Raw genomic sequence first — 22240 nt, forward strand, 5'->3', positions numbered from 1 at the left:
CTTTCGCGATCACACACCTGCGTGAGGGACACTTAATCACTGCGCATTAACAAGTATGTGTTGATCATGGAGGAGACACCGGTGGAGTTCGACGTCACGATCGAGATCCCGAAGGGTTCGCGTAACAAGTACGAGGTGGACCACGAGACCGGTCGTATCCGTCTGGACCGTCGTCTGTTCACCTCGACCAGCTACCCGGCGGACTACGGCTTCGTCGAGGACACCCTGGGCGAGGACGGCGACCCGCTGGACGCGCTCGTCATCCTGGACGAGCCGACCTTCCCCGGCTGCCTCATCAAGTGCCGCGCGATCGGCATGTTCCGCATGACCGACGAGGCGGGCGGCGACGACAAGCTGCTCTGCGTCCCGGCCTCGGACCCGCGCGTGGAGCACCTGCGCGACATCCACCACGTCTCCGAGTTCGACCGCCTGGAGATCCAGCACTTCTTCGAGGTCTACAAGGACCTGGAGCCCGGCAAGTCCGTCGAGGGCGCGAACTGGGTCGGCCGCACCGAGGCCGAGGCCGAGATCGTCCGCTCCTACGAGCGCTTCAAGACCGAGGGTCACTGACCCCTCGGCTCACCGAGCCATTTCGCGGTCGCGGCGACGGGCCGCCCGCTTCCCGGTCAGGGGAACGGGCGGCCCGTTCGCGTGTGCCCGCGGGGGTGCGGGCGCCGCCCCCTCGGGGTGTACGGGCGCCGCTCCCGGTTACCGGGAAGATCGCGTGCGGATACGGAAGGGGCCGGTGCGCCGGTTCGAGTATCCGTACGCATACTGGGCGTATTGGCCGTGCCGATGATGGAGAAGAGGGCGTGACGGAACCGGAGGCCGAGGACCGCAAGCCGGTATCGGACGAGGCGCGCAGCGCCTTCGCACCCGTGGGCGGGATCGAGGCGCCGCCGGTGCCCGAGGTCGACCAGCCGACCTCGGAGTTCACCATCCCGGAAGGCCTCAGACTGCCGCCCGCCCCGGACGCGGACAGTTCGGCGTTCTCGGCGCCGCACACCTACCACCACGGGGCCTTCACACCGGCCGAGGGCATCCCCAAGGTGCGGCTCACCAAGGACGCGCCCTGGCAGGACCGGATGCGCACCATGCTGCGCACCCCGGTGGCGGACCGGCCCGCGCCCGAGCCCACGCAGAAGCACGAGGACGAGGGTCCGGCCGTGCCGCGCGTGCTCGACCTGACGCTGCGTATCGGGGAGCTGCTGCTCGCCGGCGGCGAGGGGGCCGAGGACGTGGAGGCCGCGATGTTCGCGGTCTGCCGCTCCTACGGGCTCGACCGCTGCGAGCCGAACGTCACCTTCACGCTGCTGTCCATCTCGTACCAGCCCTCACTGGTGGACGACCCCGTGACGGCCTCGCGGACGGTGCGGCGGCGCGGCACCGACTACACGCGTCTGCAGGCCGTCTACCACCTGGTCGACGACATCAGCGCCGAGGAGATCGACGTCTCCCTGGAGGAGGCGTACCGCACGCTCGCGCAGATCCGCCGTAACCGGCACCCGTATCCGGGCTGGGCGCTGACCCTGGCGAGCGGGCTGCTCGCGGGGGCGGCCTCCGTGCTCGTGGGCGGTGACACCCTGGTGTTCATCGCGGCGATGGCGGGCGCCATGCTCGGCGACCGACTGGCGTGGCTGTGCGCCGGGCGCGGGCTGCCGGAGTTCTACCAGTTCGTGGTGGCCGCGATGCCGCCGGCCGCGATGGGCGTGGCCTTCACGCTCAGCCATACGGCGAACCTCAGCGGCTCCGCGGTGATCACCGGTGGGCTGTTCGCGCTGCTGCCCGGGCGGGCGCTCGTGGCGGGTGTGCAGGACGGTCTGACCGGCTACTACATCACCGCATCGGCCCGGCTCCTGGAGGTCATGTACTTCTTCGTGGCCATCGTGGTCGGCGTGCTGAGCGTGCTGTATCTGGGCGTGCAGCTGGGGGCGCAGCTCGATCCCGACCAGACGGTCCGGATCACCGAGCGGCCGGTGATCCAGATCCTGGCGTCGATGGCGCTGTGCCTGACCTTCGCGATCCTGCTTCAGCAGGAGCGGGCCTCGGTGCTCGTGGTCACGCTCAACGGCGGGGTGGCCTGGGTGATCTACGGGGCGCTGCACTACGCGGGCGACATCTCGCCGGTGGCCTCGACCGCGGTGGCGGCCGGAGTGGTGGGTCTGTTTGGACAGCTCTTCTCGCGCTACCGGTTCTCGTCCGCGCTGCCGTACATCACGGCGGCGATCGGGCCGCTGCTGCCTGGTTCTTCCACGTATTTCGGTGTGCTGTCGATCGCCCAGGACGATGTGCAGGGCGGGCTCGGGTTCCTCACCCGCGCGGCGGCCACGGCGATGGCGATCGCGATCGGCGTGAACCTCGGAAGCGAGATCTCGCGGCTGCTGCTGCGGGTGCCGGGGGCGGCCGGCCGGCGGGCGGCGAAGCGCACGCGCGGCTTCTGACGCGGCGTGCGCACGGCTTCCGACGCGGCGTGCGCACGGCTTCCGGCCCCGCGTGTGCGGGCGGCTCCACCGCCGCCCGCCGCCCGGTGTCAGCGCTTGGCGTGGCGGCCGCGCTGCTGCGGGGCCACCGCGCCCGCGCCGTCGCCCGCGGCGCCCGCCTTCTTGGACTTCGAGCGGGCGCGCAGGAACTCGATGATGATCGGCACGACCGAGAGCAGGACGATCCCGATGAGGATCATCTCGATGTTCTCGTGGACGAAGTCGACCTTGCCGAGCGCGGCGCCGAGCAGGGTGACGCCCACGCCCCAGAGGATGCCGCCGATGATGTTGAAGGTGATGAACGAGCGGTAGTTCATCCGGCTCACGCCCGCGATGATCGGCGTGAAGGTGCGCACGATCGGCACGAAGCGGGCCAGGACCAGGGACTTCGGGCCGTACTTCTCGAAGAACTCGTGCGCCTTCGTCACGTTCTCCTGCTTGAAGAACTTCGAGTCCGGGCGGTTGAAGAGCGCGGGCCCGACCTTGCGGCCGAAGAGGTAACCCACCTGGTCGCCGACGATCGCGGCGATCGCAATCAGGGTGCAGACCAGCCACAGCGGATAGTCGAGCTGGTTGGTCGTGACCAGCAGGCCCGTGGTGAACAGGAGCGAGTCGCCCGGCAGGAAGAAGCCGATGAGCAGGCCGGACTCGGCGAAGACGATGAGCAGCAGGCCGTAGAGCCCGAACTCGTTGAGCAGAAAGTCCGGATCGAGCCAGCTCGGTCCGAGCGCAAGCGTCGTCATCACGGGTCCGGGCTCCTGTGGGGGTGTCGTGGGCATGAAAGCGCGCGGCGGGGCGTGGGCCGCCTAAAGCTATCAACGCAGGGAGACAGGGCCAGGTTCCACCGTGGTGCTTCCAGGATGCACCGGGGGCGAAAAGGGACAAAGCTCTGCAGGTGAGGGGGGTGGGACGGGCGCGAAGGAAGGGTCGGCGGATGGGAATCGAGGAATTCGGCGGCGGCCAGGGGCCGCAGTCCGACGTGCTGGTCGTGACGACCAACGACGTACCGGGCTATCAGGTGCAGCAGGTGATCGGCGAGGTCTTCGGGCTCACCGTGCGCTCGCGGCATCTGGGCAGCCAGATCGGCGCCGGGCTCAAGTCGATGATCGGCGGCGAGCTCAAGGGGCTGACCAAGACGCTGGTCGAGACCCGCAACCAGGCCATGGACCGGCTGGTCGAGCAGGCCCGCGCCCGGGGCGCCAACGCCGTCCTGATGTTCCGCTTCGACGTGACCGAGGCGCAGGACGTGGGCACCGAGGTGTGCGCGTACGGCACCGCCGTGGTGATCACGCGGACTGCTTGAGGCGTACGAGGCGTCCGCACGTACATGGCCGCGAGGCGCACGACTCCGCTGTCGTGCGCCTCGCCCGCTACATGTGCCGGAGCGCGTTGGCGATCATCGCCTTGCTCATGTACGCGGCCAGACCCGGCTTGGCCTTGTCGATGTTGTTCGTGAACCGCTCGTCCGCCACGAACATCTCGCCCAGGCAGCTGTGGATCTCGTGCGTGCACGTGTAGTGGTAGCGGCAGATCTGGAGGCGGTGCTCCTCCGCCATGTCCATCGCGGCCTCCGACTCCGGGTCCGCCCCCGAGTCGATGAGCGCGATCATCCGCTGCGTCCACTCGTCGGCCTCGGCCTTGATCCGCAGCCAGTCCTCCTTGGTGTAGGAGGCGGTCTTCCGCTTGGACTCGGCCCAGGCGTCGGTGCCGCCCCAGCGCTGCTCGGCCTCCTCCTCGTACTGCTCGGGGTCGTGCTCGCCGAAGACCTCGAACCGCTCCTCGGGCGTGAGGTTGATGCCCATCTTCTTCGCCTCCATGGCTTGTTCGACGGCCGTGGCCATCTTCTGCAGCTGCTCGATCCGGCCGGACAGCAGCTCGTGCTGGCGCCGCAGGTGCTCCTGCGGGTCCACACCGGGGTCGTCGAGCAGCACCTTGACCTCGTCGAGCGGGAAGCCCAGCTCGCGGTAGAAGAGGATCTGCTGCAGCCGGTCGAGGTCCTCGTCGCTGTAGCGCCGGTGGCCCGCGTGGCTGCGCTCGCTCGGGGCGAGCAGGCCGATCTCGTCGTAGTGGTGCAAGGTGCGCACCGTGACGCCCGCGAGGCCGGCGACATGTCCGACGGAGTAGCTCATGGCCGCCGATCCTTTCTGGTCCGTGCCGGCCGGGTGCGTGCGGGTGCCGCCCGCCTGTCCCGGCCGTTTCGTGCTGTCCGGTTCCCCGGTACGCCTTCACCTTGAGGCCTCACGCAACGTGAGGTGCAAGTCCGCTTTCTCCGGGCGGCTCCCGGGTTTCCCCGGGCGACTCTCGGGTTTCTCCGAGCACCTCCCGGGCTGATACATCCCGTATGCCCGTTTAGTGTGGCGAGGGGGGCATCCGAGGAGGCGAGCATGTCCCTGCACCGCGGCGCGGCACCCCACCCTGACGGAGACGGGAGCGAGCTGCGCAGGCTGTCCCTGAACCCCTTCCTCGGGGAGGCCGACCCGCTGGGCGGGATGACCGAGGCGCCGCCCCGGCACCGGCTGCCGGCCGGCCCGCTGCCGCCGTCGACCGCGTACCAGCTGGTCCACGACGAGCTGATGCTGGACGGGAACGCCCGCCTCAACCTCGCCACCTTCGTCACCACCTGGATGGAGCCGCAGGCCGGGGTGCTGATGGCGGAGTGCCGGGACAAGAACATGATCGACAAGGACGAGTACCCGCGGACCGCCGAGCTGGAGCGGCGCTGCGTGGCGATGCTCGCCGACCTCTGGCACGCGCCCGACCCGATGGCCGCGGTCGGCTGCTCCACCACCGGGTCCAGCGAGGCCTGCATGCTGGCCGGGATGGCGCTGAAGCGGCGCTGGGCGCAGCGGAACGCCGACCGGTACCCCTCGCGCGAGGCCCGGCCCAATCTGGTGATGGGCGCGAACGTGCAGGTGTGCTGGGAGAAGTTCTGCAATTTCTGGGAGGTCGAGGCGCGGCTGGTGCCGATGGAGGGCGAACGCTTCCATCTGGACTCCGAGTCCGCGGTGGCGCTCTGCGACGAGAACACCATCGGGGTGGTGGCAGTGCTCGGCTCCACCTTCGACGGCTCGTACGAACCTGTCGCGGACATCTGCGCCGCACTCGACGGGCTCCACGAGCGGACCGGGCTCGACATCCCCGTGCATGTCGACGGGGCCTCGGGCGCGATGATCGCTCCGTTCCTCGACGAGGACCTGGTGTGGGACTTCCGGCTGCCGCGGGTGGCTTCCATCAACACCTCGGGGCACAAGTACGGGCTGGTCTACCCGGGTGTCGGGTGGGCGCTGTGGCGCACCGCCGAGCAGCTGCCCGAGGAACTGGTCTTCCGGGTCAACTACTTGGGCGGCGACATGCCCACCTTCGCCCTCAACTTCTCGCGTCCTGGCGCCCAGGTGGTCGCGCAGTACTACACCTTCCTGCGGCTCGGCCGGGAGGGGTACCGGGCGGTGCAGCAGGCCTCGCGGGATGTTGCGCGCGGGCTCGCCGAACGGATCGAGGCGATGGGCGACTTCCGGCTGCTCACCCGCGGCGACCAGCTGCCGGTGTTCGCCTTCACGACGGCGCCGGACGTGACGGCGTACGACGTCTTCGACGTGTCGCGCCGGCTGCGGGAGCGGGGCTGGCTGGTGCCCGCGTACACCTTCCCGGCGCACCGCGAGGACCTGTCGGTGCTCCGGGTGGTGTGCCGCAACGGCTTCTCGGCGGACCTGGCCGCGCTCCTGATCGAGGACCTGGGCCGCCTGCTGCCCGAACTGCGGCGCCAGCCGCATCCGTTGGGGCGCGACGAGTCGAAGGCGACGGCCTTCCACCACTAGCGGGCCGGTGGCACGCCGGGCCGGCCCGCGTCGGACCGGCCCGCCGCCTTCACCTTCCGCCTCACTGCGGCGGTCCGGGTTGGCACCCGTGACCGCAGCGGCCCGGGATGGCGCCCGTCAGCGCGGCGCCCGTGACCGCGGCCCTAAGCCGTGGCGCCCGTCAGCGGTGGTCGTGGTGGTGGCCGCCGTGCGGGTGGCCGCGGCGCTTCACCGTGTCCACCAGGGCTGCCGCCATCGCCGCCTCACCCTTCGCGTTGGGGTGGAAGGGCGCGGCGGGGCTGGTCGGGACGAGCGGCTCGACCCAGCGGACGTCCGGTGCCTGGCACACGTCGTGGCCGATGGTCGGGGTGTACGTGTCCACGAAGCGGGCCCGGTTGTCGTGCGCGGTCGCACGCAGCATCGCGTTGAGCCGCTTGCCGGTGTCGCGCAGATACGGGACGTCGCCCTCGGCCATCTGCACGGCCGGCCAGCACCCCTTGCCGCTGTCCGCGACGATCACCGGGTAGCCGACCACGTACACGCGGGCGCGGGGCGCGCGGTCGTGGATCGCGTCGATCACCTTCTCGATCTTGGCCGAGGTGTCCGCGATCCGCCCGGCCAACTGGTCGGTGCCTCCTGCCGTGTAGTGCTTCTCGCACGGGTTGCCGTACGGGTCGGCGAAGCTCAGCCGCGTACACGTGCCGACGATCTCGCCGAAGCCGATGTCATTGCCGCCGATGCCCACCGTGACGAGCGTGGTCTTCCTGTCCAGCGCGTCGAGCTGCGGCGGGTTGGTGCCCTGTGCCTGCCACATGTGCACGGTGGTCGCGCCGCCGCAGCTGGCGTCCTTGAACGAGGAGACGCGCAGCTTCAGGGCCGCGACGGAGGGGTAATTGCGGTTGGAGCGCGCGCAGTTGGCGTCCACCTGGTCCGGGATGCCGGGACCCGAGGTGTACGAGTCCCCGAGCGCCACATACCGCTCGCCGCGATGCCGCTGTCCGGCCTCGGCCGGCACCGCGGTCGCGGCGAGCAGCAGCGCCGCCGCCCCGCCCGTGGCGAGCGCGCCACGCACCGCCCTCCTGGTTCTGCCGCCATGTGCCTTCGTGCCCGATTGCTCCGCCACGCCTGCCTCCCGCTCCACCGACACCAGGGGTACCGACCGGTCGGTAGCTTCGGGGCGGCGCGGGGTTGTGTCAATGCATCCGACACGAATGAGGCGACGGGCTCCGCAACGCGTCCGGCAGGAAGAGCCCGCCGGCGCGCTCCGCAATCCCCTTCCCTAATCGGTCAGTTGGAAGGTGTGCCAGCGCACCCCGTCCTTCGATATGCGGTACGTGCCGTTGCCGTAGCTGTCGCTCCACAGCCACCCGAGCGGAGTCTCGTGCGCCGATCCCGCGGGGCCGGTCGAGCCCTCGCCGGGGCGGAAGGTGCGGCCGCCGGTGGCGCTGGTCCAGGCACCGCTCTCGCCGTAGACCGTGAGGGACCCGTCGTCGGCCGCCACCGCGCCCAGCACCGACCGCGGCTCGATGCCCGAACGGAAGGCCCACACGCGCTGCCAGGTCCGTCCCTCATCCTTGCTCGCGTAGATCGCGAGCAGCCCGTTCTTCACGGTCTCCTCGGCTGGCAGTTGACCCCGCTCGAGGGCGAAGAGGCCCGCACGGCTGGAGACGACATCGAAGCCCCAGCCTTTCGGGTTCGCCTTCGGCGGCTCCGACACGGTCCATGTGCGGCCCCGGTCCGCGCTGACGGCGAGCGCGGGCCTGCCGGATTCCCGGGACTCTCCGGAGGCGAAGAACAGCCGGCCGGTCTCCCCCGCGGGCTGGACATAGCCGGCCAGGGGCGGCTGGGAGGCCAGGGCGCGGTACTCGCCGGTGGTGGGCAGCACGGTGGCGAGGCGGGAGCGGCCGCATATCTCGTTCCCGTCGGGCTCCTTGTCCCAGCGGTCGCAGTGGCCGACCAGCCGGGATCCCGCGGGCACGGCCGCCGCGGTGCCGGTGACCTTCGTCGTGCTCTCACGCCAGGTGCGCCCGCCGTCCTTCGTGAACCACGTGCGGTCGTCCACGCTTGCCAGGCCCTCGGTGATCAGCGCACGTCCCGGGCCGATCAGCATGAGGTCGGAGGTCACGCCCCAGTCGTCCTTGGTGTCGGGCACGGGCACATCGATCACCCGCCAGGTCTTCGCCCCGTGGTCGAGGACGGCTCCCTTGTGGACGCATCCGGTGCCCCGCTCCCGCTCCTCGTCCTCGTTCGGACAACGCGCGATCAGCGCGAAGCCCGAACCGTCGGAGGCGAAGCCCAGGCTGTACGCCCAGCCGGGCAGTCCCGTCATGGAGGGGATCCGCGGCGGGCTCTCGCCCCTGGGTGCCGCGGAGGCGCCTGCCGAGCCGGACGGCCCCTTCCCTCCGTCCCGTACTCCTTCGGCGGAGCTGCACCCCACCACGAGCAGGGCGGCCGCACTCAGCGCGGCCACCACCGCCCGCTGCCCGTATACCCAGTTCATGGCACCCCCGGCCTGCGGTGCCGGCCGCATCGGGCGGCCGGCAGGTACTTCTGATACACCGCAGGCCGGGTCGAGGTTCCCCTTCTCGGGCAGCAATTCCCGTACGGGGAGCGGGAGGTGGCCACACCAGGGTGTCGGCGGGTGCCGACCAGGCCCCGAGGCCCGTTGTCAGTGGCCGCCGATAGGCTTGAGCGGGGCGGTTCCCCCGGGTGGGAGGGCTTTGTCCACGGGAGGGAGGGCTATCTCCACAGGAGGGAGGGCTTTGGCACCCTCACCGGCTCAACCGCCCGAACCTCCGCACCGCCAGCGGAAAGAACACCGCCACCAGCACCACCGGCCACACCACCGCGAGCAGCGAAGCGTGCTCCGAGGCCCAGGACGCCGTCGAGACGCCACCCTCGTTGCCGAACAGGTCGCGTACCGCCGTGGCCGTCGCCGACATCGGGTTCCACTCGACCACCGCGCCCAGCCAGCCGGGCATGGACTCCGGGGTCGCGAACGCGTTGGACAGGAAGCTGACCGGCCAGACCAGGATCTGCACGGCCATCACCAGTTCCGGCTTGCCCGCGACCATCGCGAGGTGGATGCCCATCCACAGCATCGCGAAGCGCAGGAGCAGCAGCAGCCCCATCGCGCCGAGCACCGCCGCGAACGAGCCGTGCCAGCGCCAGCCCACCGCGAGCCCCACGCCCATCAGGATGATGAGGGACAGCAGGGACTGGAGCATGTCGGCGGCCGAACGACCCACCAGGACCGCGCCGTTGGTCATCGGCATCGAGCGGAAGCGGTCCACCACACCCTTGTTGAGGTCCTGGGTGACCGCGACCATCGTGGCGTCCAGGCCGAACGCCATGGTCAGCGCGAACATGCCCGGCACGAGGTACTCGCGGTAGTTGCCCTCGATACCGAGGCCGCCGCCCATCAGATAGCCGAACATCAGGAGCAGCATCACCGGGAAGGCCAGCCCCACCACGACCTGCACAGGCTGGCGCGCCCAGTGCAGCAGCTCGCGCCGGGTCATGGTCCAGGAGTCGGCGAGCGCCCAGCCCAGCCGCGTACCGCCGGCGGATCCGGCACCGGTCTCCACGGCCTCGAACGTCGTCGTGCTCATGCGTCCTCCTTCACTTCGGTGCCGCGTCCGGTCAGGTCCAGGAACACCTCGTCCAGCGTCGGCCGCCTGAGCGCGATGTCCTCGGCCTCGATCCCGGCGTCCTGCAACGCCCGTACGACCTGGGTGAGCGCCGCCATCCGGTCCGCGACCGGGGCGCTCACCATCCGCCGGTCCTCGTCCACCGAGGCCTCGCCCGGCAACAGCACTGCGGCGGCGGCCAGTTGGGCCGAGTCATGCAGGACCACGTCGATCCGGTCGCCGCCCGTCTTGGCCTTCAGCTCGTCCGAGGTGCCGTCCGCGATGACCCGCCCCTCGTCGATCACGGAGATACGGTCCGCCAGTTGATCGGCCTCCTCCAAGTACTGGGTCGTGAGCAGCACCGTCGTACCGCCGCCGACCAGCGAACGCACCGCGCCCCACACCTCGCCGCGCGCCCGCGGATCGAGACCGGTGGTCGGCTCGTCCAGGAACAGGACCTCGGGGTCGGTGATCAGCGAGGCCGCGAGGTCGAGCCGGCGCCGCATGCCGCCGCTGTACTGCTTGACCGCCTTGCTCCCGGTGTCCGCGAGCCCGAAGCGTCCGAGCAGCTCGTCCGCCCGCGCCCGGGCCCGGCGCACACCGAGGTGGTAGAGCCGCCCGAACATCTCCAGGTTCTGCCGGCCGCTCAGGTCCTCGTCGACGGCGGCGTGCTGCCCGAGCAGGCCGATCCGCCGCCGTACCGCGTCCGCGTCCGTACGGACGTCGTATCCCGCGACCCGCACGTGTCCCTCGTCGTGCCGCAGCAGGGTCGCCATGATCCGCACGGCGGTGGTCTTGCCCGCTCCGTTCGGCCCGAGCACGCCGTGCACGGTGCCGCGGGCGACCGTCAGATCCAGGCCGTCCAGGGCCTTCCTCGCCCCGTAGGTCTTCCGTACGCCTTCGACCGTGATCGCGTCGGTCATGAGCCTCCTTCTTCCGCCCGCACATTAGTCAAACTTGACTAGACGCACGAAGGTACTCCCCGTCCCGAGCATTAGTCAAACTTGATTACGGAGATTTCCGCGGTGGCGCCAGGCGCAGCCCTACTCCCGGTCCCCCGGATGCACCTCACCCGTCGCATACGGGTTCTCCTGGTCCTCGGCGAGCACGCCGACGAACGGCTCGCCCTCGCCCGAGAACGTGTACGCCCCGCCCTCGATCCGCTCGATCAGGCCCCGCGTCCACTCCGCGCCCGCGTCGGCCGAGTGCACCCACAGGTGCATGATCTCGCCGATGTGGCCGAGCTGGCCGGGACCGTCCTCGGGGATGTAGTGCTCCAGGACGCCGGCACGCCACTCCTCGATCGCCTCGACCCGCTTCTTCAGGAGGGCCACCGCCTCCTCGCGGGGCAGGTCGACGATGAAGCCGATCGCGGACGAGAGCACGTCCATCTTCTGGTCGTAGGCGACCAGGGACTCCTTGAGGAGCGTGAAGTACTCCTCCGTGCCCTTCTCGGTCACCTCGTACTCGGTGCGCGGCGGGCCGCCGGCCGTGGAGGGCGCGACCTCGTGCGCGTGCAGCAGGCCCTGCTTCGCCATCTGCTTGAGCGCGTGGTAGATCGAGCCCGGCTTGGCGTTGGACCACTCGTTGGCGCCCCAGAACTCCAGGTCGTTGCGCACCTGGTAGCCGTGGGCGCGGCCGTGCATGCGGACGGCGCCGAGGACGAGCAGACGGATCGCGGAGGGGCCGGACATGCACGGGTCCTTTCAGTCGAGTGCCTCCCAGCACCGATACGTTCTATTCAACTTTGACTAGGCTACCCGTATGACCGCGAAGACCAAGCAGGCGCGTGCCAGGACGATCCCCATCCTCCCCTGCCGGACCCTCCAGCCGGTGCTCGACTTCTACTCGGCGCTCGGCTTCGAGATCACCTTCCAGCAGAAGAGCCCGAACCCGTTCGCCGTCGTCGCGTACGGGGACATCGAGTTGCAGTTCTTCGGCCTGAAGGCGCACGATCCGCAGGCCTCGTACAGCACTTGCTACGTGCTGACCGACGAGGTCGACGAGCTGTACGAGGCCTTCCGTGCCGGGCTCAAGGCCGCGTACGGGAGGATCCCCACCCGCGGGCTGCCGCGGATCGGCACGCTCAAGGACATGTCGTACGGGGTACGGCAGTTCCTGATGACGGACCCGGGCGGGAACTGCATCCGGATCGGCAAGAAGATCAGCGAGGACCAGCGGCACAGGCCCGCCCCGCAGGAGACGTTCGCGCGGGCGCTGCACAACGCCTCGCTGTTCGCCGACTCCAAGGAGGACCCGGCCGGGGCGGCGAAGATCATCGACCGGGTGCTGGGGATGGCGGACGAACAGCCCACTCCCGTCCAGCTGTTGAGGCTGCTGGTGCTGCGGGTGGATGTGGCGCTGCGGCTCGGGGACGAGGAGCGGGCCCGTGCCGCGCGTACGGAGGCGGAGTCCGTCGCGGCTCAACTCGGCGGCGTTGAAAGGGAGTCGGTGCGCGACGAGCTGGCACGGCTCGCGGATCTCGGGAGCAGTTAGCGGCGGCTGCCCGCCGGTTGTCGGTGGTGACGCGTACCGTACGCAGGCACGTACACCCGAGGGGGAGAGCATGGGCGACTGGTTCCGGACGATCGTCGACACCGAGGCCACGGCGGAGGAGGCACAGGAGCTCGCGGCGGGCCTGCTCGACTGGCTGATCGCGGACGGTTACGTCGTGGCGGAGCGGACCGACTGCGTCCTGGGCGCCGACGCCGGGCACGCGCCGGGGCCGCGGTACGCCGAAGCCGTGGTGGAGCCGGACCCCGGGCTCGCCGCCCTGTGGAGCAACGGGCTGCACATCACCGTGGAGCGCACGGTCTTCGACGCCGGGCAGGGCGAGCCCACGGCCGTCACCTGCCCGCACTGCGCGACGGAGGTGCCCTTCGTCGACGAGCGCTGGATGCCCGTCGAGGGGAACTGGGAGCTGTTCGCGGACGCGGTGCATTCCTGGGCCGACGGGGACGACGAGCCCGTCGCGTGCCCCTCCTGCGGTCGCACGGCCCCCGTGCACACCTGGCGCTGGGCCGATGACTACTTCGCCTTCGGCCGGCTCGGCTTCACGTTCTGGAACTGGCCCGAGCTGCGCCCCGAGTTCCTCGCGGAGTTCTCGCGCCGGCTCGGGGGCCACCGCACCGTACTGCTCGAAGGAAAGCTCTGACCCGCGCGGGGGCGCACACGCCGAACCCCAGCTCTGACCCGCGCGGGGTCACGCGCCCAACCCCAGCGCTGACCCGCGCGGGAGCGCGCGCCTAACCCCAGCTCTGGCCGCTCTCCTCCGCCACCAGGTCCCAGGCCGACTTTCCGTCCAGGGACTCGCGGATGATGTCGGCGTGGCCCGCGTGGCGGTTGATCTCGCGGATGAGGTGGAGGCCCACCCAGCGCAGGGAGACGCGCTCGTCCTTGGGGTACCAGGGCTCGTCCGGCAGCGCGAAGGTGGCGTTCAGGTCGGGGGCCGAGCGGAAGAACTCCTCGGTCTCGTCGGCGACTTGCTTCCAGTACGCGAGCTGCGAGGCGACCGTCTCCTCGCCGACGAGCGTGAAGCACTCGTGCCAGTTCGACTCGTCGCGCTGCACGCGCTCCGGCTCGCCCTTCGCCTTGGCGATCCAGCCCTGCTCGACCTCGGCGACGTGCTTGACGAGCCCGGCGAGCGAGAGCTCGCTGGCGCTGGGCTTGGACGAGGCCTGCTCGTCGCTCAGGCCGAGCACCGAGCGGCGCATCCCGCCGCGGGCCTCCTCGATGAAGGCGAGCAGCGCGCCGCGCTCGTCGCCGTGGGCCTCTGCCGATACGTGGGTGACCATGGTCCGTCCGCCTTTCGCAGCGCCTGGTACGTGGGCGTGCGGCTCGCGCAGCGCCTGTCTCCTGCTGACAGAGACCACGCTACGGACCCTTGCGGTCAGCCGCTGTCCTAGTTGTCCACCGCCACGTAACGACTACAAAGGGAACCCGCTCCTGCACCCGCTTCCTACAGCGGGAACTCGCTGCGCCCGTGCTGCACCGAGATCCACTTCTGCGTGGTGAAGGCCTCGACGGTCGCGTCCCCGTTCAGGCGCCCGAGCCCCGAGTGCTTCTCGCCGCCGAAGGCGACGAAGGGCTCGTCGTGCACGGTGCCGTCGTTGACGTGCATCATCCCGGTCTCGATGCGCTTGGCGAAGCGGACGCCGCGCTCGACGTCGGCCGTGTGCACGGCGCCGCTGAGGCCGTACGGGGTGTCGTTGGCGATCCGTACCGCGTGCTCCTCGTCGTCGAAGGGCACGAGCAGCACCACCGGGCCGAAGATCTCCTGGCGCAGGATCGGAGAGTCGGCGGGCAGGCCGGTCAGGACGGTGGGCTCGACCAGGTTGCCGACCGTGCGGCCCTGGAGGAGCGCGGTGGCGCCTTCGTCGAGCGCTTCCTTGACCAGGGCGGAGAGCGCGTCGGCCTGGAACTCGTTGATCACCGGGCCGATGTGGGTGTCGGGGTCGCGCGGGTCGCCGGCCTTCAACGCCCGTACGCGCGCGAGGAACTTCTCGGTGAACACCTCCCACAGCGAGCGGTCCACCAGGATGCGGTTGGCCGCCATGCAGACCTGGCCCTGGTAGACGAAGCGGCTGAAGACCGCGGCGTCCACCGCGTAGTCCACATCGGCGTCGTCGAGCACCACCAGGGCGCTGTTGCCGCTGAGTTCGAGGATGGCCTTCTTGAAGTGGGCGGCCGTGACGGCCCCGACGTGCCGGCCGACGCGGTCGGAACCGGCGAAGGAGATCACCTTCGGGACGGGGTGCTCGATGAGCGCGTCGCCGATCTCCGCGATGTCCGTGATCAGCACATTGAGCAGGCCGGGCGGCAGGCCCGCGTCCTCGAAGATCTTGGCGATCAGGCCGCCGCCGACCACCGGGGTGTTCTGGTTCGGCTTGATCACCACGCCGTTGCCGAGCGCGAGCGCCGGCGCCACGGACTTCAGGGTCACCAGGAACGGGAAGTTGAACGGGCTGATGACGCCCACGACGCCGACCGGGATCCGGTAGAGCCGGTTCTCCTTGCCGGCCGTGGGCGAGGCGATGATGCGGCCCTCGGGTATCAGCGCGAGCTGGATGGCCTCGCGCAGGAACTCCTTGGCCATGTGCACTTCGTAGTGCGCCTTGAGCCGGGTGCCGCCGAGCTCGTCGATGATCGCCTCGACGATCTCCGGCTCGCGCTCCTCGGTGATCGCAAGGGCCCGCTCGATGACGGCTCGTCTCTGGTACGGGGAGGTCTCCGCCCAGTCCTTCTGCACACGCTCGGCCGCGCGGTACGCCTCGTCGACCTCGAAGCGCGAGGCGACGGTGATGGCGGCGAGCTTCTCCCCGTTGTACGGGTTGAAGTCGATGATGTCCCACGAGCCGTTGCCCGTACGCCACGCACCGTCGATGTACTGCCGGCCCAGGTCGGTGAAGAAGGACATGCGACCCCTGTCACTGCTCTGCTGTCACGTCACGTCACATCACTGCTCTGCTGTCACAGCTGTGCGATCACTGCCGGGCGCCTGGTGAGCACGTACGACAGATCCTGATAGCCCGTCATCGTACTTGTGTTTCAGGACAGTTGGAGTAGACCACGGAGCAGATCGCGGGTCTGGTCCGGATTCGGACTGTCCTTCTGGAGCCGCTCCATGGCCTTCTCGTACAGCGCGACCTCCTCGCGCTTGTCGAGGTACAGGGCGCTGGTCAGCTGTTCCAGGTAGACCACGTCGGAAAGGTCCGATTCGGGGAAGCGCAGCAGAGCGAAGGCGCCGGACTCCCCGGAGTGGCCGCCGAAGCTGAACGGCATCACCTGAAGGGTGACATTCGGCCGTTCCGAGACCTCGATCAGATGCTCCAACTGCCCGCGCATGACCGAGCGGTCGCCGTACGGGCGGCGCAGCGCGGCCTCGTCGAGCACGAAGTGCAGCTGCGGGCCGCGCTCGTCGACGAGCAGCTTCTGTCGCTCCAGGCGCAGGGCGACGCGGCGCTCCACCTCGGCATGGCTGATCTTGTCCGCATTGCGCGTGACGACCGCGTGCGCGTACGCCTCGGTCTGCAACAGGCCGTGCACGAACTGGACTTCGTACGCGCGGATGAGGGAGGCGGCGCCTTCCAGACCGACATACGTCTGGAACCAGCCGGGCAGCACGTCCGAGTAACTGTGCCACCAGCCCGCCAGGTTGGCCTCGCGGGCCAGATCGAGCAGGGGCCCCCGCTCGGCCTCGTCCGTGACGCCGTACAGCGTCAGGAGATCCTCCACGTCCCGCGCCTTGAAGCTCACCCGTCCCAACTCCATGCGGCTGATCTTCGATTCGGAGGCACGGATCGAGTAGCCGGCCTGCTCGCGGGTGATCCCGCGCGACTCCCTCAGGCGCCGCAGCTGCGACCCCAGCAGGATGCGCCGCACCACTGAGCCGCTCGACTCCCCAGCCGTCACTGACTTCTACCCTCCCAAGCCCCCTCCGGGCTCCCACAGGAGCCGAAGTCTGCCATTAAACGCTTCTGCGCGTACTCATCTGGTTACAGAAACAGGACTCTCACAGAACGACTACGAAAGAATACGCAGGAAGAAATAAGCAACAACCGGTACTTGAAGGTCCAACTCCGGCACGTGCACGTGCATCTGCCCTTGCATCCGCCGTACGCATTCGGAACGATGGGCGCGCGCACCACCGCAACATCGCTACGGCCGCGGAACCGGGAGTGCCTCGCATGGGGACGAATGGATCGACCATGCTCGAGCCGTTACGGCAGGGGCTTCCCCCCATCGACCCCTCAGCGGTGTCCAGCGCGGCCTCGGTGGCCCTGCCCGCCCGCTACGAAGCGGTGCGCGGGGCACGGCAGTTCACCCGCAGGACCCTCGACGAGTGGCAGCTGGACGAGCGCTTCGACGACGTCGCCCTGGTGGTCTCCGAACTCGTCACCAACGCTCTGCGCCACGCCCTGCCCGCCGACACCGTCCGCGAAGACACCGCACCGGTGCGGCTGCACCTGATGCGCTGGAGCTCGCGGCTCGTGTGCGCGGTGCGCGACCCCAGCCAGGAGAGCCCGGTCTCGCGCGAGGCGGAAGCGTACGAGGACTTCTCGGCCGAGTGCGGCCGAGGGCTGTTCCTCGTCGACTCCTTCGCCGACAGCTGGGGCTGGCACCCGCTCGCGGGGACGCTGGGCGGCAAGGTGGTGTGGGCGCTGTTCCGGCTCGACGGCGCCGAACAGCCGTCGGCCTGAGGGGCTGGTGCGGCGGAGCTGCTTGAGCGGCTTGTGCGGCCGGAGCTGCTTGAGCGGCTGTTGCGGCCCGAGTAGTTCGGACACGCAGAAGAGCCGCCGCCCGCAAGGGAGTTGGGGCCGGGACGCCGATCGGGCGGCCCGGCCCTCGTGCTGCGTCAGGCGCCCGCTATCAGGTGGTCGAACTCGCCGTCCTTCACGCCGAGCAGCATCGCCTCTATCTCCGCGCGCGTGTAGACGAGCGCGGGCCCGTCGGGGAAGTTCGAGTTGCGGACCGCCACCCGCCCCTCCGACAGCCGGGCGAACTCCACACACGCGCCTTGCGAGTTGCTGTGCCGGCTCTTCTGCCAGACGACCCCGTCGAGCTCTGTGGCCGCCATACCGTTGTACGCGTGGTCCACAAGTTGCTCCCGTTGGCACTGAGACTGATGATGCGGTGCGGTCAACTGTCCCGGATCATAGCCGTGTTCACCTGCACTTGCATGGGCAGATGCACGTGCACGCGGGGTGCGCACCTGGTTACAGCCCCGGGAGCGCTCCCCTGGCGCACGCGCCACGGCGCCGTCACAGCGCCGCGAGCACGGCCTTCAAGGCGTCGAGTACGGACGAACGCCAGCCGCCGCCCATGATCTTGCGCGCCATGAGCTGGGCCGGGTCGTCCGGGTCGAAACCTTCGTGCACCAGGAAGAGACGCGTCCCGCGGCCTTCCGGCTCCAGCGTCCACGTGATCGTCCAGTCCGCGGCATCCGGACGCCGCGCGTCCTGCCAGCGGACGGCCAGCATCCGCTCCGTCTCGTACGCGAGCACCTCGGCCGCCACCGTCCCGGAGAACTCGGTGTTGGGCCGCGGCAGCGCGGTCATCGTGTAGCGGTGCCCCACTTCCAGACGGAAGTCACCGGGCATCATCCACTGGGCGATCAACTCGGGCTCGGTGAGCGCCCGCCAGACCTTGGCGGGCGGGTGCGGCAGGAACTGGGCGACGCGGATCGTGGTGAGATCACCGTCGTCGTCCGCGGCCTCTTGCTCGTACGGGGGTGTGGTCATGCCTCATCGTCGGGCAGCCGGTCGAGCAGACTGCCGAGCTCCTTGAACCTGTCGCGCCAGAACCGCTCGTACGGATGGAGCCAGTCCTGCACGTCGGCGAGCGGCGCGGCCTCCAGGCGGTAGATGCGCTGCCGGCCCCGGCGCTCCTCGGAGACCAGGCCGGCCTCCCGGAGCACCTTGAGGTGTTCCGAGAGGCTCGGGCGCGCCATGTCGAAGTGGTCCGCGAGCGCCTGCACGGCCTGCGGCCCCTCCTCGCGCAGGAGGCGGAGCACCTCGCGGCGCGTGCTGTTGGCGAGGGCGGCGAAGATCCGGTCCTCGAGGGCGGTGCTCGTCGGGGAACTGGCCACTTCGGTCCTTCGGTCAGGCGCTGGGGTGCTCCGCAAGGAGCATGAAGCCGTTGCCGTCGGGGTCCCTGAAGCCGGCCATCCGCCCCCAGGGCATGGGGTCGGGACCGGTCACATCGACTCCGGCGGACTTCAGGCGCTCGACGTCCGCGTCGACGTCGGACGTCACGAACATGATCCCCTGCGTCTGGCCCGGCGTGAAGCCGCCCATGCCCGGCCCGGAGAGCGTGAGCACGGTCTGGGCGCCCTCGGGGGCGACCTGGAGCCAGCGGCCGGGCGGCATCTGCCGGTCGGCGGTCACCTGGAAGCCGAGGGTCTCGGTCCAGAAGCGCAGGGCGGCGTCCTGGTCGGTGACGGGGACGGTGATGAAGGAGGCGTGGGTGATGGTCATGCCCTCCACGATAGGTAGGGAAATCCCTACGCGTCAAACGTAGGGGATTTCCTACGCATCAAGCGGTGGGGATTCCCTACGCGTCCGCTTGCTCGTCAGCGCGGCGGCGACGGCGCCAGCGCGTCCGACAGCTCGTCGAGCGCGTCGAGCAGCAGCCGGGCCCCGCGCAGCACCACCCGGTCCGGCACCCCTTCGCCGTCCCAGCAGTCCAGGCACTCGCGCACGGGTTTCCAGTCGGGCACCTTGCGCTCGCGCACCGCCCTCGCGCCCTGCTCCGCCGACTCCCGCAGCGCGTCCGCCAGTCGGGCCGCGGCGGGCACGGGTGTCGTGCCGCGCTCGGGCAGGTGCGCCTCCATGAGCATGCCGATCCGGGCGATCTGGGCCAGCGCCTCGCCCGCCCCGTCCGCGGCGGAGCGCGACAGGCCGCGGTGGCGCACAGGTTCGGTCTCGGCCCGCTTCAGGGCGTCCTGCCAGGCGATCCGGGCCGCCCGCGCGTCGAGCAGCGCCTGGCGGACCTCGCTGCTGCCGTGGCCCGCGGGTTCGGCGTAGTGCTGGACCACGGCCGCCGCGTACCGCCCGTCCGCGACCAGCCAGTCGGCCAGCCTGGTGCGCAGCCGCGGGGTCTCCCACGCCGGGTACACCGCGTACGAGATCATCGCGAGCACCCCGCCGAGCAGCGTGAGCAGCACCCGCTCGTAGACGGTCTGGCCCACGTCCGCGCCGATCGTGCCGAGCAGGAAGACGATGTATGCGCCCACGACGATCTGCGAGATCACGTAGCCGGTGCGCATCAGGAGGTACATCAGGCCCGCGCAGACGATCACGAGGGTGATCGAGAGCGGGATGCCGGGTTCCGTGGCGTACACGATCGCCGAGGCGAGCGAGACGCCGACGATCGTGCCGCCGAAGCGGGCGACCGCGCGGCCGTACGTCTGCGAGAAGTCCGGGCGCATCACCATGACCGAGGTGAGCGGCGCCCAGTAGGCGTGGCCGAACGGCAGGTAGTGGCCGAGCACATAGCCGATGACGACCACGGCGGTGACCCGGATCGCGTGCCGCAGGTAGGGCGAACCGGTCTGCGTGAGCTCGTCCTTGAGTGTGCGGGCGGCTCTGGGGCCGAGTTCGGGGACGCTCGGGCGGATGAGCGGGATGGGGCGGGTGTCGGACTGGACGGTGCCGGGGGCCGTCGTGGGTGGGTCCGAACGTCCGCCTCCGATGGGGCGTTCGGGGGTGCGGCGCAGGACCAGGGCGAGGCGGGCGAGCACGGTCCTGGGCGCGCCCGCCGCCGTGTCGGGCGTGGCCGTCTCCACCACGTCGTCGAGCAGCACCGCGAGCCGGCGCGCGGCGCGGGCGGCGGGGCCGGTGAGGATCGCGCCGGTGTCCGGGGTGCGCAGGGCGGCCACCGCGCCCGCGGGCAGGTCGACCGGGTCGCCGTGGCGGATGGCGCGGGCGGCGGCGTCGAGCACCGAGCCGGCCGCGGCGAGCAGTTCGCGGACGCGGTCGCGTTCGGGGCCCTCCGCCGCGGCGCCGACGGCCGGGTCGGCGAGGGAGGCGAGCACCGGGCGGATGCGTTCGGCCAGGCCGCGGGCGCCGTGCAGTTCGGAGGGGCGCTTGCGGGCCTGGCGGGCGGTGACCACCGCCGCCTCGCGCGCGTGCATCAGCGGCGCGGGGTCGAAGGGGGCGGTCGGGTCGTGGCGCAGCCGGCGCGCGTAGTCCGCCTCGGCGGCGAGTGCGTCCGCGAGCGCGTCGCGCTGGGCGCCCCAGCGGCGGATCGGGAACAGCACGATCAGAGCCGCCTGCACCAGGCCGCCCAGGAAGATCACGGCCGCGTGGCCCGCCGCCTCGGCGACGGTGGTCGGCAGCGTGACGGTGACAAGCACCATGGCCACGTTCGAGGAGGCGATCACGCCGACCGTCGGGCCGAGGGTCCAGCTCAGACCGGCCGCGAAGGTCCAGACGGCGAGCAGGCTCAGGAAGAGCAGCAGATGCGCGCCCGCGAGATAGCCGAGGAAGGTGGTGACCGCGAGCGTGCTGCCGGAGGCGAGGGCGAGCACCGGGCGCGGGCGCCAGCTGCGCTGGAAGGTGGCGATGGCGGCCTGGAAGGCGCCGAACGCCGAGCTCACGGCGGCCTCGGGGCCGGACAGGACCAGCGTGCCGACCACGACGAGGGCGAGGCCGGCGGTGGCGCGGAGGGCGAAGAGCGGTTCGAGCCGGCTGCGCTCGACCTTCAGGCCCGAGCGCGTGGTCTCTTTCAGCGCTCTGAGCCAGCTCACGGGGTTCAGGATACGGAGGTACGGGGGTTATGCGGCGTTTGTGCGGGCGGGCGGGTGCCCGGGGGACGGAGCGCCGGGGCGGCGGCCGGGGCTCCGTCGGGGGCGGCTCCCCGTCTCCTCTGCGAGGATTTGTCCGTACGTGAAACGGAGCGGATCATTCCGTACGCGCCCGACCCGCACAGGTCGACCCGCAAAGCCCCCCCACCCCCGCACCCCGCACCCCGCACCCAAGGAGCCCCCCAGATGCGCGTGGCCCTCGCCCAGACCGACTGCGAGCTCGGCGATGTCGAGAAGAACCTGGCCGTCGCGCGGGAACAGGTCGAGCAGGCCGTGGCACAGGGCGCGAACCTCGTGGTCTTCCCCGAGCTCAGCCTGCACGGCTACCACCTGGGCGGGCTCAAGCGGGACGAGTCGATCGAGGCGCAGGACCCGCGGGTGCTCGAGCTGAGCACGCTGGGCGCGGACGTGCTCGTCGGCATGCACGAGCACACCAGCCTGCGCGCGTACAACACCTCGGCGTACTACACCGAGGGCCGCCTGCTGCACGCCCACCGCAAGCTCTACCTGCCGAACTACCTGGCCTGGGAGGAGCGCAAGCACGTCAGCCCCGGCCAGCACATGCGCGCCTACGACCTGCCCCGCGGCATCGGCCGCGCGGCCACCCTGGTCTGCAACGACGCCTGGCAGCCGGTGCTCCCGTGGCTGGCCGTGCAGGACGGCGCCGAGGTCATCATCGTGCCGACCAACAGCGCCGCGAGCCTCGACCCGGAGGCCATGGACACGGGTCTGTACTGGGACACGCTGCTCTCGTACACCGCCCGCATGCTCCAGTGCTGGGTGGTCTTCGTGAACCGCGTCGGCAACGAGAACGGCGCCACCTTCTGGGGCGGCTCGCGGGTCGTGGACCCGCGCGGCACCGTGGTCGCGCAGGCCCCGAAGTGGGAGCCCGGCCTGGTCACCGTGGACATCGACGTGCACGAAGCCCGCCGCCAGCGCCGCGCGGTCCCGCTGGTGGCGGAGGCGCGGCTCGGCCTGGTGGGCCGCGAGGTGCGCCGGCTCATCGACGAGGGCGGGGACAGCTAGCCCCGC

The 22240-nt window shown here is 70.6% G+C and carries 23 protein-coding genes; 8 read left to right on the plus strand and 15 right to left on the minus strand.

Translation table 11 applies throughout. The annotated features are described in order from the left end of the window. The first annotated feature begins 81 nt into the window (after nt 1–81). Both BLT97_RS19645 and BLT97_RS19650 read left to right on the plus strand, forming a co-directional pair. Entirely contained in the window at nt 82–570 is a 489-nt protein-coding gene (locus BLT97_RS19645; protein ID WP_093611989.1) for an inorganic diphosphatase, read from the plus strand. A 242-nt stretch (nt 571–812) separates the two neighbouring features. Continuing rightward, nucleotides 813–2441, plus strand: coding sequence for a threonine/serine exporter family protein (locus BLT97_RS19650; RefSeq protein WP_093611991.1), 1629 nt, complete (start codon nt 813–815; stop codon nt 2439–2441). A gap of 89 nt (nt 2442–2530) precedes the next feature. Here the strand turns inward: BLT97_RS19650 and BLT97_RS19655 are convergent, their stop codons facing one another. After that, nucleotides 2531–3223, minus strand: a complete 693-nt coding sequence (locus BLT97_RS19655) for a DedA family protein (protein WP_093611993.1) — start codon at nt 3221–3223, stop codon at nt 2531–2533. Nucleotides 3224–3414: 191 nt separating this feature from the next. On the opposite strand from BLT97_RS19655, the gene BLT97_RS19660 reads away from it, so the two are divergent. Further along, entirely contained in the window at nt 3415–3783 is a 369-nt protein-coding gene (locus BLT97_RS19660; protein WP_093611995.1) for a YbjQ family protein, read from the plus strand. A gap of 67 nt (nt 3784–3850) precedes the next feature. Here the strand turns inward: BLT97_RS19660 and BLT97_RS19665 are convergent, their stop codons facing one another. Continuing rightward, nucleotides 3851–4609 carry a MerR family transcriptional regulator gene (locus BLT97_RS19665; protein WP_093611997.1) on the minus strand — a complete coding sequence of 253 codons (759 nt, stop codon included), beginning with the start codon at nt 4607–4609 and terminating at the stop codon, nt 3851–3853. Between the two features lie 255 nt (nt 4610–4864). Here BLT97_RS19665 and gad point away from each other — a divergent pair, with 255 nt between their 5' ends. Next, nucleotides 4865–6295: a glutamate decarboxylase gene (gene gad / locus BLT97_RS19670; RefSeq protein ID WP_093611999.1), complete on the plus strand. Its 1431-nt coding sequence runs from the start codon at nt 4865–4867 to the stop codon at nt 6293–6295. A 160-nt stretch (nt 6296–6455) separates the two neighbouring features. On the opposite strand, the gene BLT97_RS19675 is transcribed toward gad, so the two are convergent. The 5 genes from BLT97_RS19675 to BLT97_RS19695 all read right to left on the minus strand — a co-directional run bounded on the left by BLT97_RS19675 (nt 6456) and on the right by BLT97_RS19695 (nt 11597). Then, complete coding sequence (locus BLT97_RS19675; protein ID WP_245769420.1) at nt 6456–7346, minus strand: SGNH/GDSL hydrolase family protein; 891 nt, start codon at nt 7344–7346, stop codon at nt 6456–6458. A 207-nt stretch (nt 7347–7553) separates the two neighbouring features. Continuing rightward, a complete protein-coding gene (locus BLT97_RS19680; protein ID WP_143041352.1) occupies nt 7554–8774 on the minus strand; it encodes a sialidase family protein in 1221 nt (406 codons plus the stop codon). Nucleotides 8775–9045: 271 nt separating this feature from the next. After that, the gene (locus BLT97_RS19685; protein WP_093612003.1) at nt 9046–9885 is read right to left on the minus strand and encodes an ABC transporter permease; all 840 of its coding nucleotides are present in this window, start codon (nt 9883–9885) and stop codon (nt 9046–9048) included. Continuing rightward, nucleotides 9882–10826 (minus strand): ATP-binding cassette domain-containing protein, encoded by a 945-nt coding sequence (locus BLT97_RS19690; protein WP_093612005.1) that lies wholly within the window; start codon nt 10824–10826, stop codon nt 9882–9884. The genes BLT97_RS19685 and BLT97_RS19690 overlap by 4 nt, the downstream gene beginning before the upstream one ends. Before the next feature lie 120 nt (nt 10827–10946). Beyond that, complete coding sequence (locus BLT97_RS19695; RefSeq protein WP_093612007.1) at nt 10947–11597, minus strand: PadR family transcriptional regulator; 651 nt, start codon at nt 11595–11597, stop codon at nt 10947–10949. Between the two features lie 70 nt (nt 11598–11667). Here BLT97_RS19695 and BLT97_RS19700 point away from each other — a divergent pair, with 70 nt between their 5' ends. Together BLT97_RS19700 and BLT97_RS19705 are read left to right on the plus strand one after the other, a co-directional pair. Then, complete coding sequence (locus BLT97_RS19700) at nt 11668–12399, plus strand: bleomycin resistance protein (RefSeq protein WP_093612009.1); 732 nt, start codon at nt 11668–11670, stop codon at nt 12397–12399. A gap of 70 nt (nt 12400–12469) precedes the next feature. After that, entirely contained in the window at nt 12470–13057 is a 588-nt protein-coding gene (locus tag BLT97_RS19705; protein ID WP_093612011.1) for a hypothetical protein, read from the plus strand. Between the two features lie 91 nt (nt 13058–13148). Here BLT97_RS19705 and BLT97_RS19710 read toward each other — a convergent pair whose 3' ends face one another. The 3 genes from BLT97_RS19710 to BLT97_RS19720 all read right to left on the minus strand — a co-directional run bounded on the left by BLT97_RS19710 (nt 13149) and on the right by BLT97_RS19720 (nt 16314). Further along, nucleotides 13149–13697 carry a DinB family protein gene (locus BLT97_RS19710; protein WP_093612013.1) on the minus strand — a complete coding sequence of 183 codons (549 nt, stop codon included), beginning with the start codon at nt 13695–13697 and terminating at the stop codon, nt 13149–13151. 164 nt (nt 13698–13861) lie between these two features. Beyond that, the gene (locus BLT97_RS19715; RefSeq protein WP_093612015.1) at nt 13862–15319 is read right to left on the minus strand and encodes an aldehyde dehydrogenase family protein; all 1458 of its coding nucleotides are present in this window, start codon (nt 15317–15319) and stop codon (nt 13862–13864) included. A gap of 131 nt (nt 15320–15450) precedes the next feature. Next, nucleotides 15451–16314, minus strand: a complete 864-nt coding sequence (locus tag BLT97_RS19720) for a helix-turn-helix domain-containing protein (protein ID WP_093612017.1) — start codon at nt 16312–16314, stop codon at nt 15451–15453. A gap of 275 nt (nt 16315–16589) precedes the next feature. On the opposite strand from BLT97_RS19720, the gene BLT97_RS19725 reads away from it, so the two are divergent. Then, nucleotides 16590–17102 (plus strand): ATP-binding protein, encoded by a 513-nt coding sequence (locus tag BLT97_RS19725; protein ID WP_176953830.1) that lies wholly within the window; start codon nt 16590–16592, stop codon nt 17100–17102. A 155-nt stretch (nt 17103–17257) separates the two neighbouring features. On the opposite strand, the gene BLT97_RS19730 is transcribed toward BLT97_RS19725, so the two are convergent. The 5 genes from BLT97_RS19730 to BLT97_RS19750 form a co-directional block, all read right to left on the minus strand. After that, nucleotides 17258–17479 carry a DUF397 domain-containing protein gene (locus BLT97_RS19730; protein WP_093612212.1) on the minus strand — a complete coding sequence of 74 codons (222 nt, stop codon included), beginning with the start codon at nt 17477–17479 and terminating at the stop codon, nt 17258–17260. A 184-nt stretch (nt 17480–17663) separates the two neighbouring features. Then, on the minus strand, nt 17664–18143 hold the full coding sequence (locus BLT97_RS19735) for an SRPBCC family protein (RefSeq protein WP_093612021.1): 480 nt from the start codon (nt 18141–18143) through the stop codon (nt 17664–17666). After that, entirely contained in the window at nt 18140–18490 is a 351-nt protein-coding gene (locus BLT97_RS19740; protein ID WP_093612023.1) for an ArsR/SmtB family transcription factor, read from the minus strand. Before BLT97_RS19740 ends, BLT97_RS19735 begins: the two co-directional genes overlap by 4 nt. A gap of 13 nt (nt 18491–18503) precedes the next feature. After that, nucleotides 18504–18878 carry a VOC family protein gene (locus BLT97_RS19745; protein ID WP_093612214.1) on the minus strand — a complete coding sequence of 125 codons (375 nt, stop codon included), beginning with the start codon at nt 18876–18878 and terminating at the stop codon, nt 18504–18506. A gap of 95 nt (nt 18879–18973) precedes the next feature. Beyond that, the gene (locus BLT97_RS19750; protein ID WP_093612025.1) at nt 18974–21151 is read right to left on the minus strand and encodes an FUSC family protein; all 2178 of its coding nucleotides are present in this window, start codon (nt 21149–21151) and stop codon (nt 18974–18976) included. A 243-nt stretch (nt 21152–21394) separates the two neighbouring features. Between BLT97_RS19750 and BLT97_RS19755 the strand changes: the two genes are divergently transcribed. After that, nucleotides 21395–22234 (plus strand): nitrilase-related carbon-nitrogen hydrolase, encoded by an 840-nt coding sequence (locus BLT97_RS19755; RefSeq protein ID WP_093612027.1) that lies wholly within the window; start codon nt 21395–21397, stop codon nt 22232–22234. Nucleotides 22235–22240: the final 6 nt, after the last annotated feature.

Origin of the sequence: Streptomyces indicus (assembly GCF_900100315.1) — a bacterium.
Taxonomy (GTDB): domain Bacteria; phylum Actinomycetota; class Actinomycetes; order Streptomycetales; family Streptomycetaceae; genus Streptomyces; species Streptomyces indicus.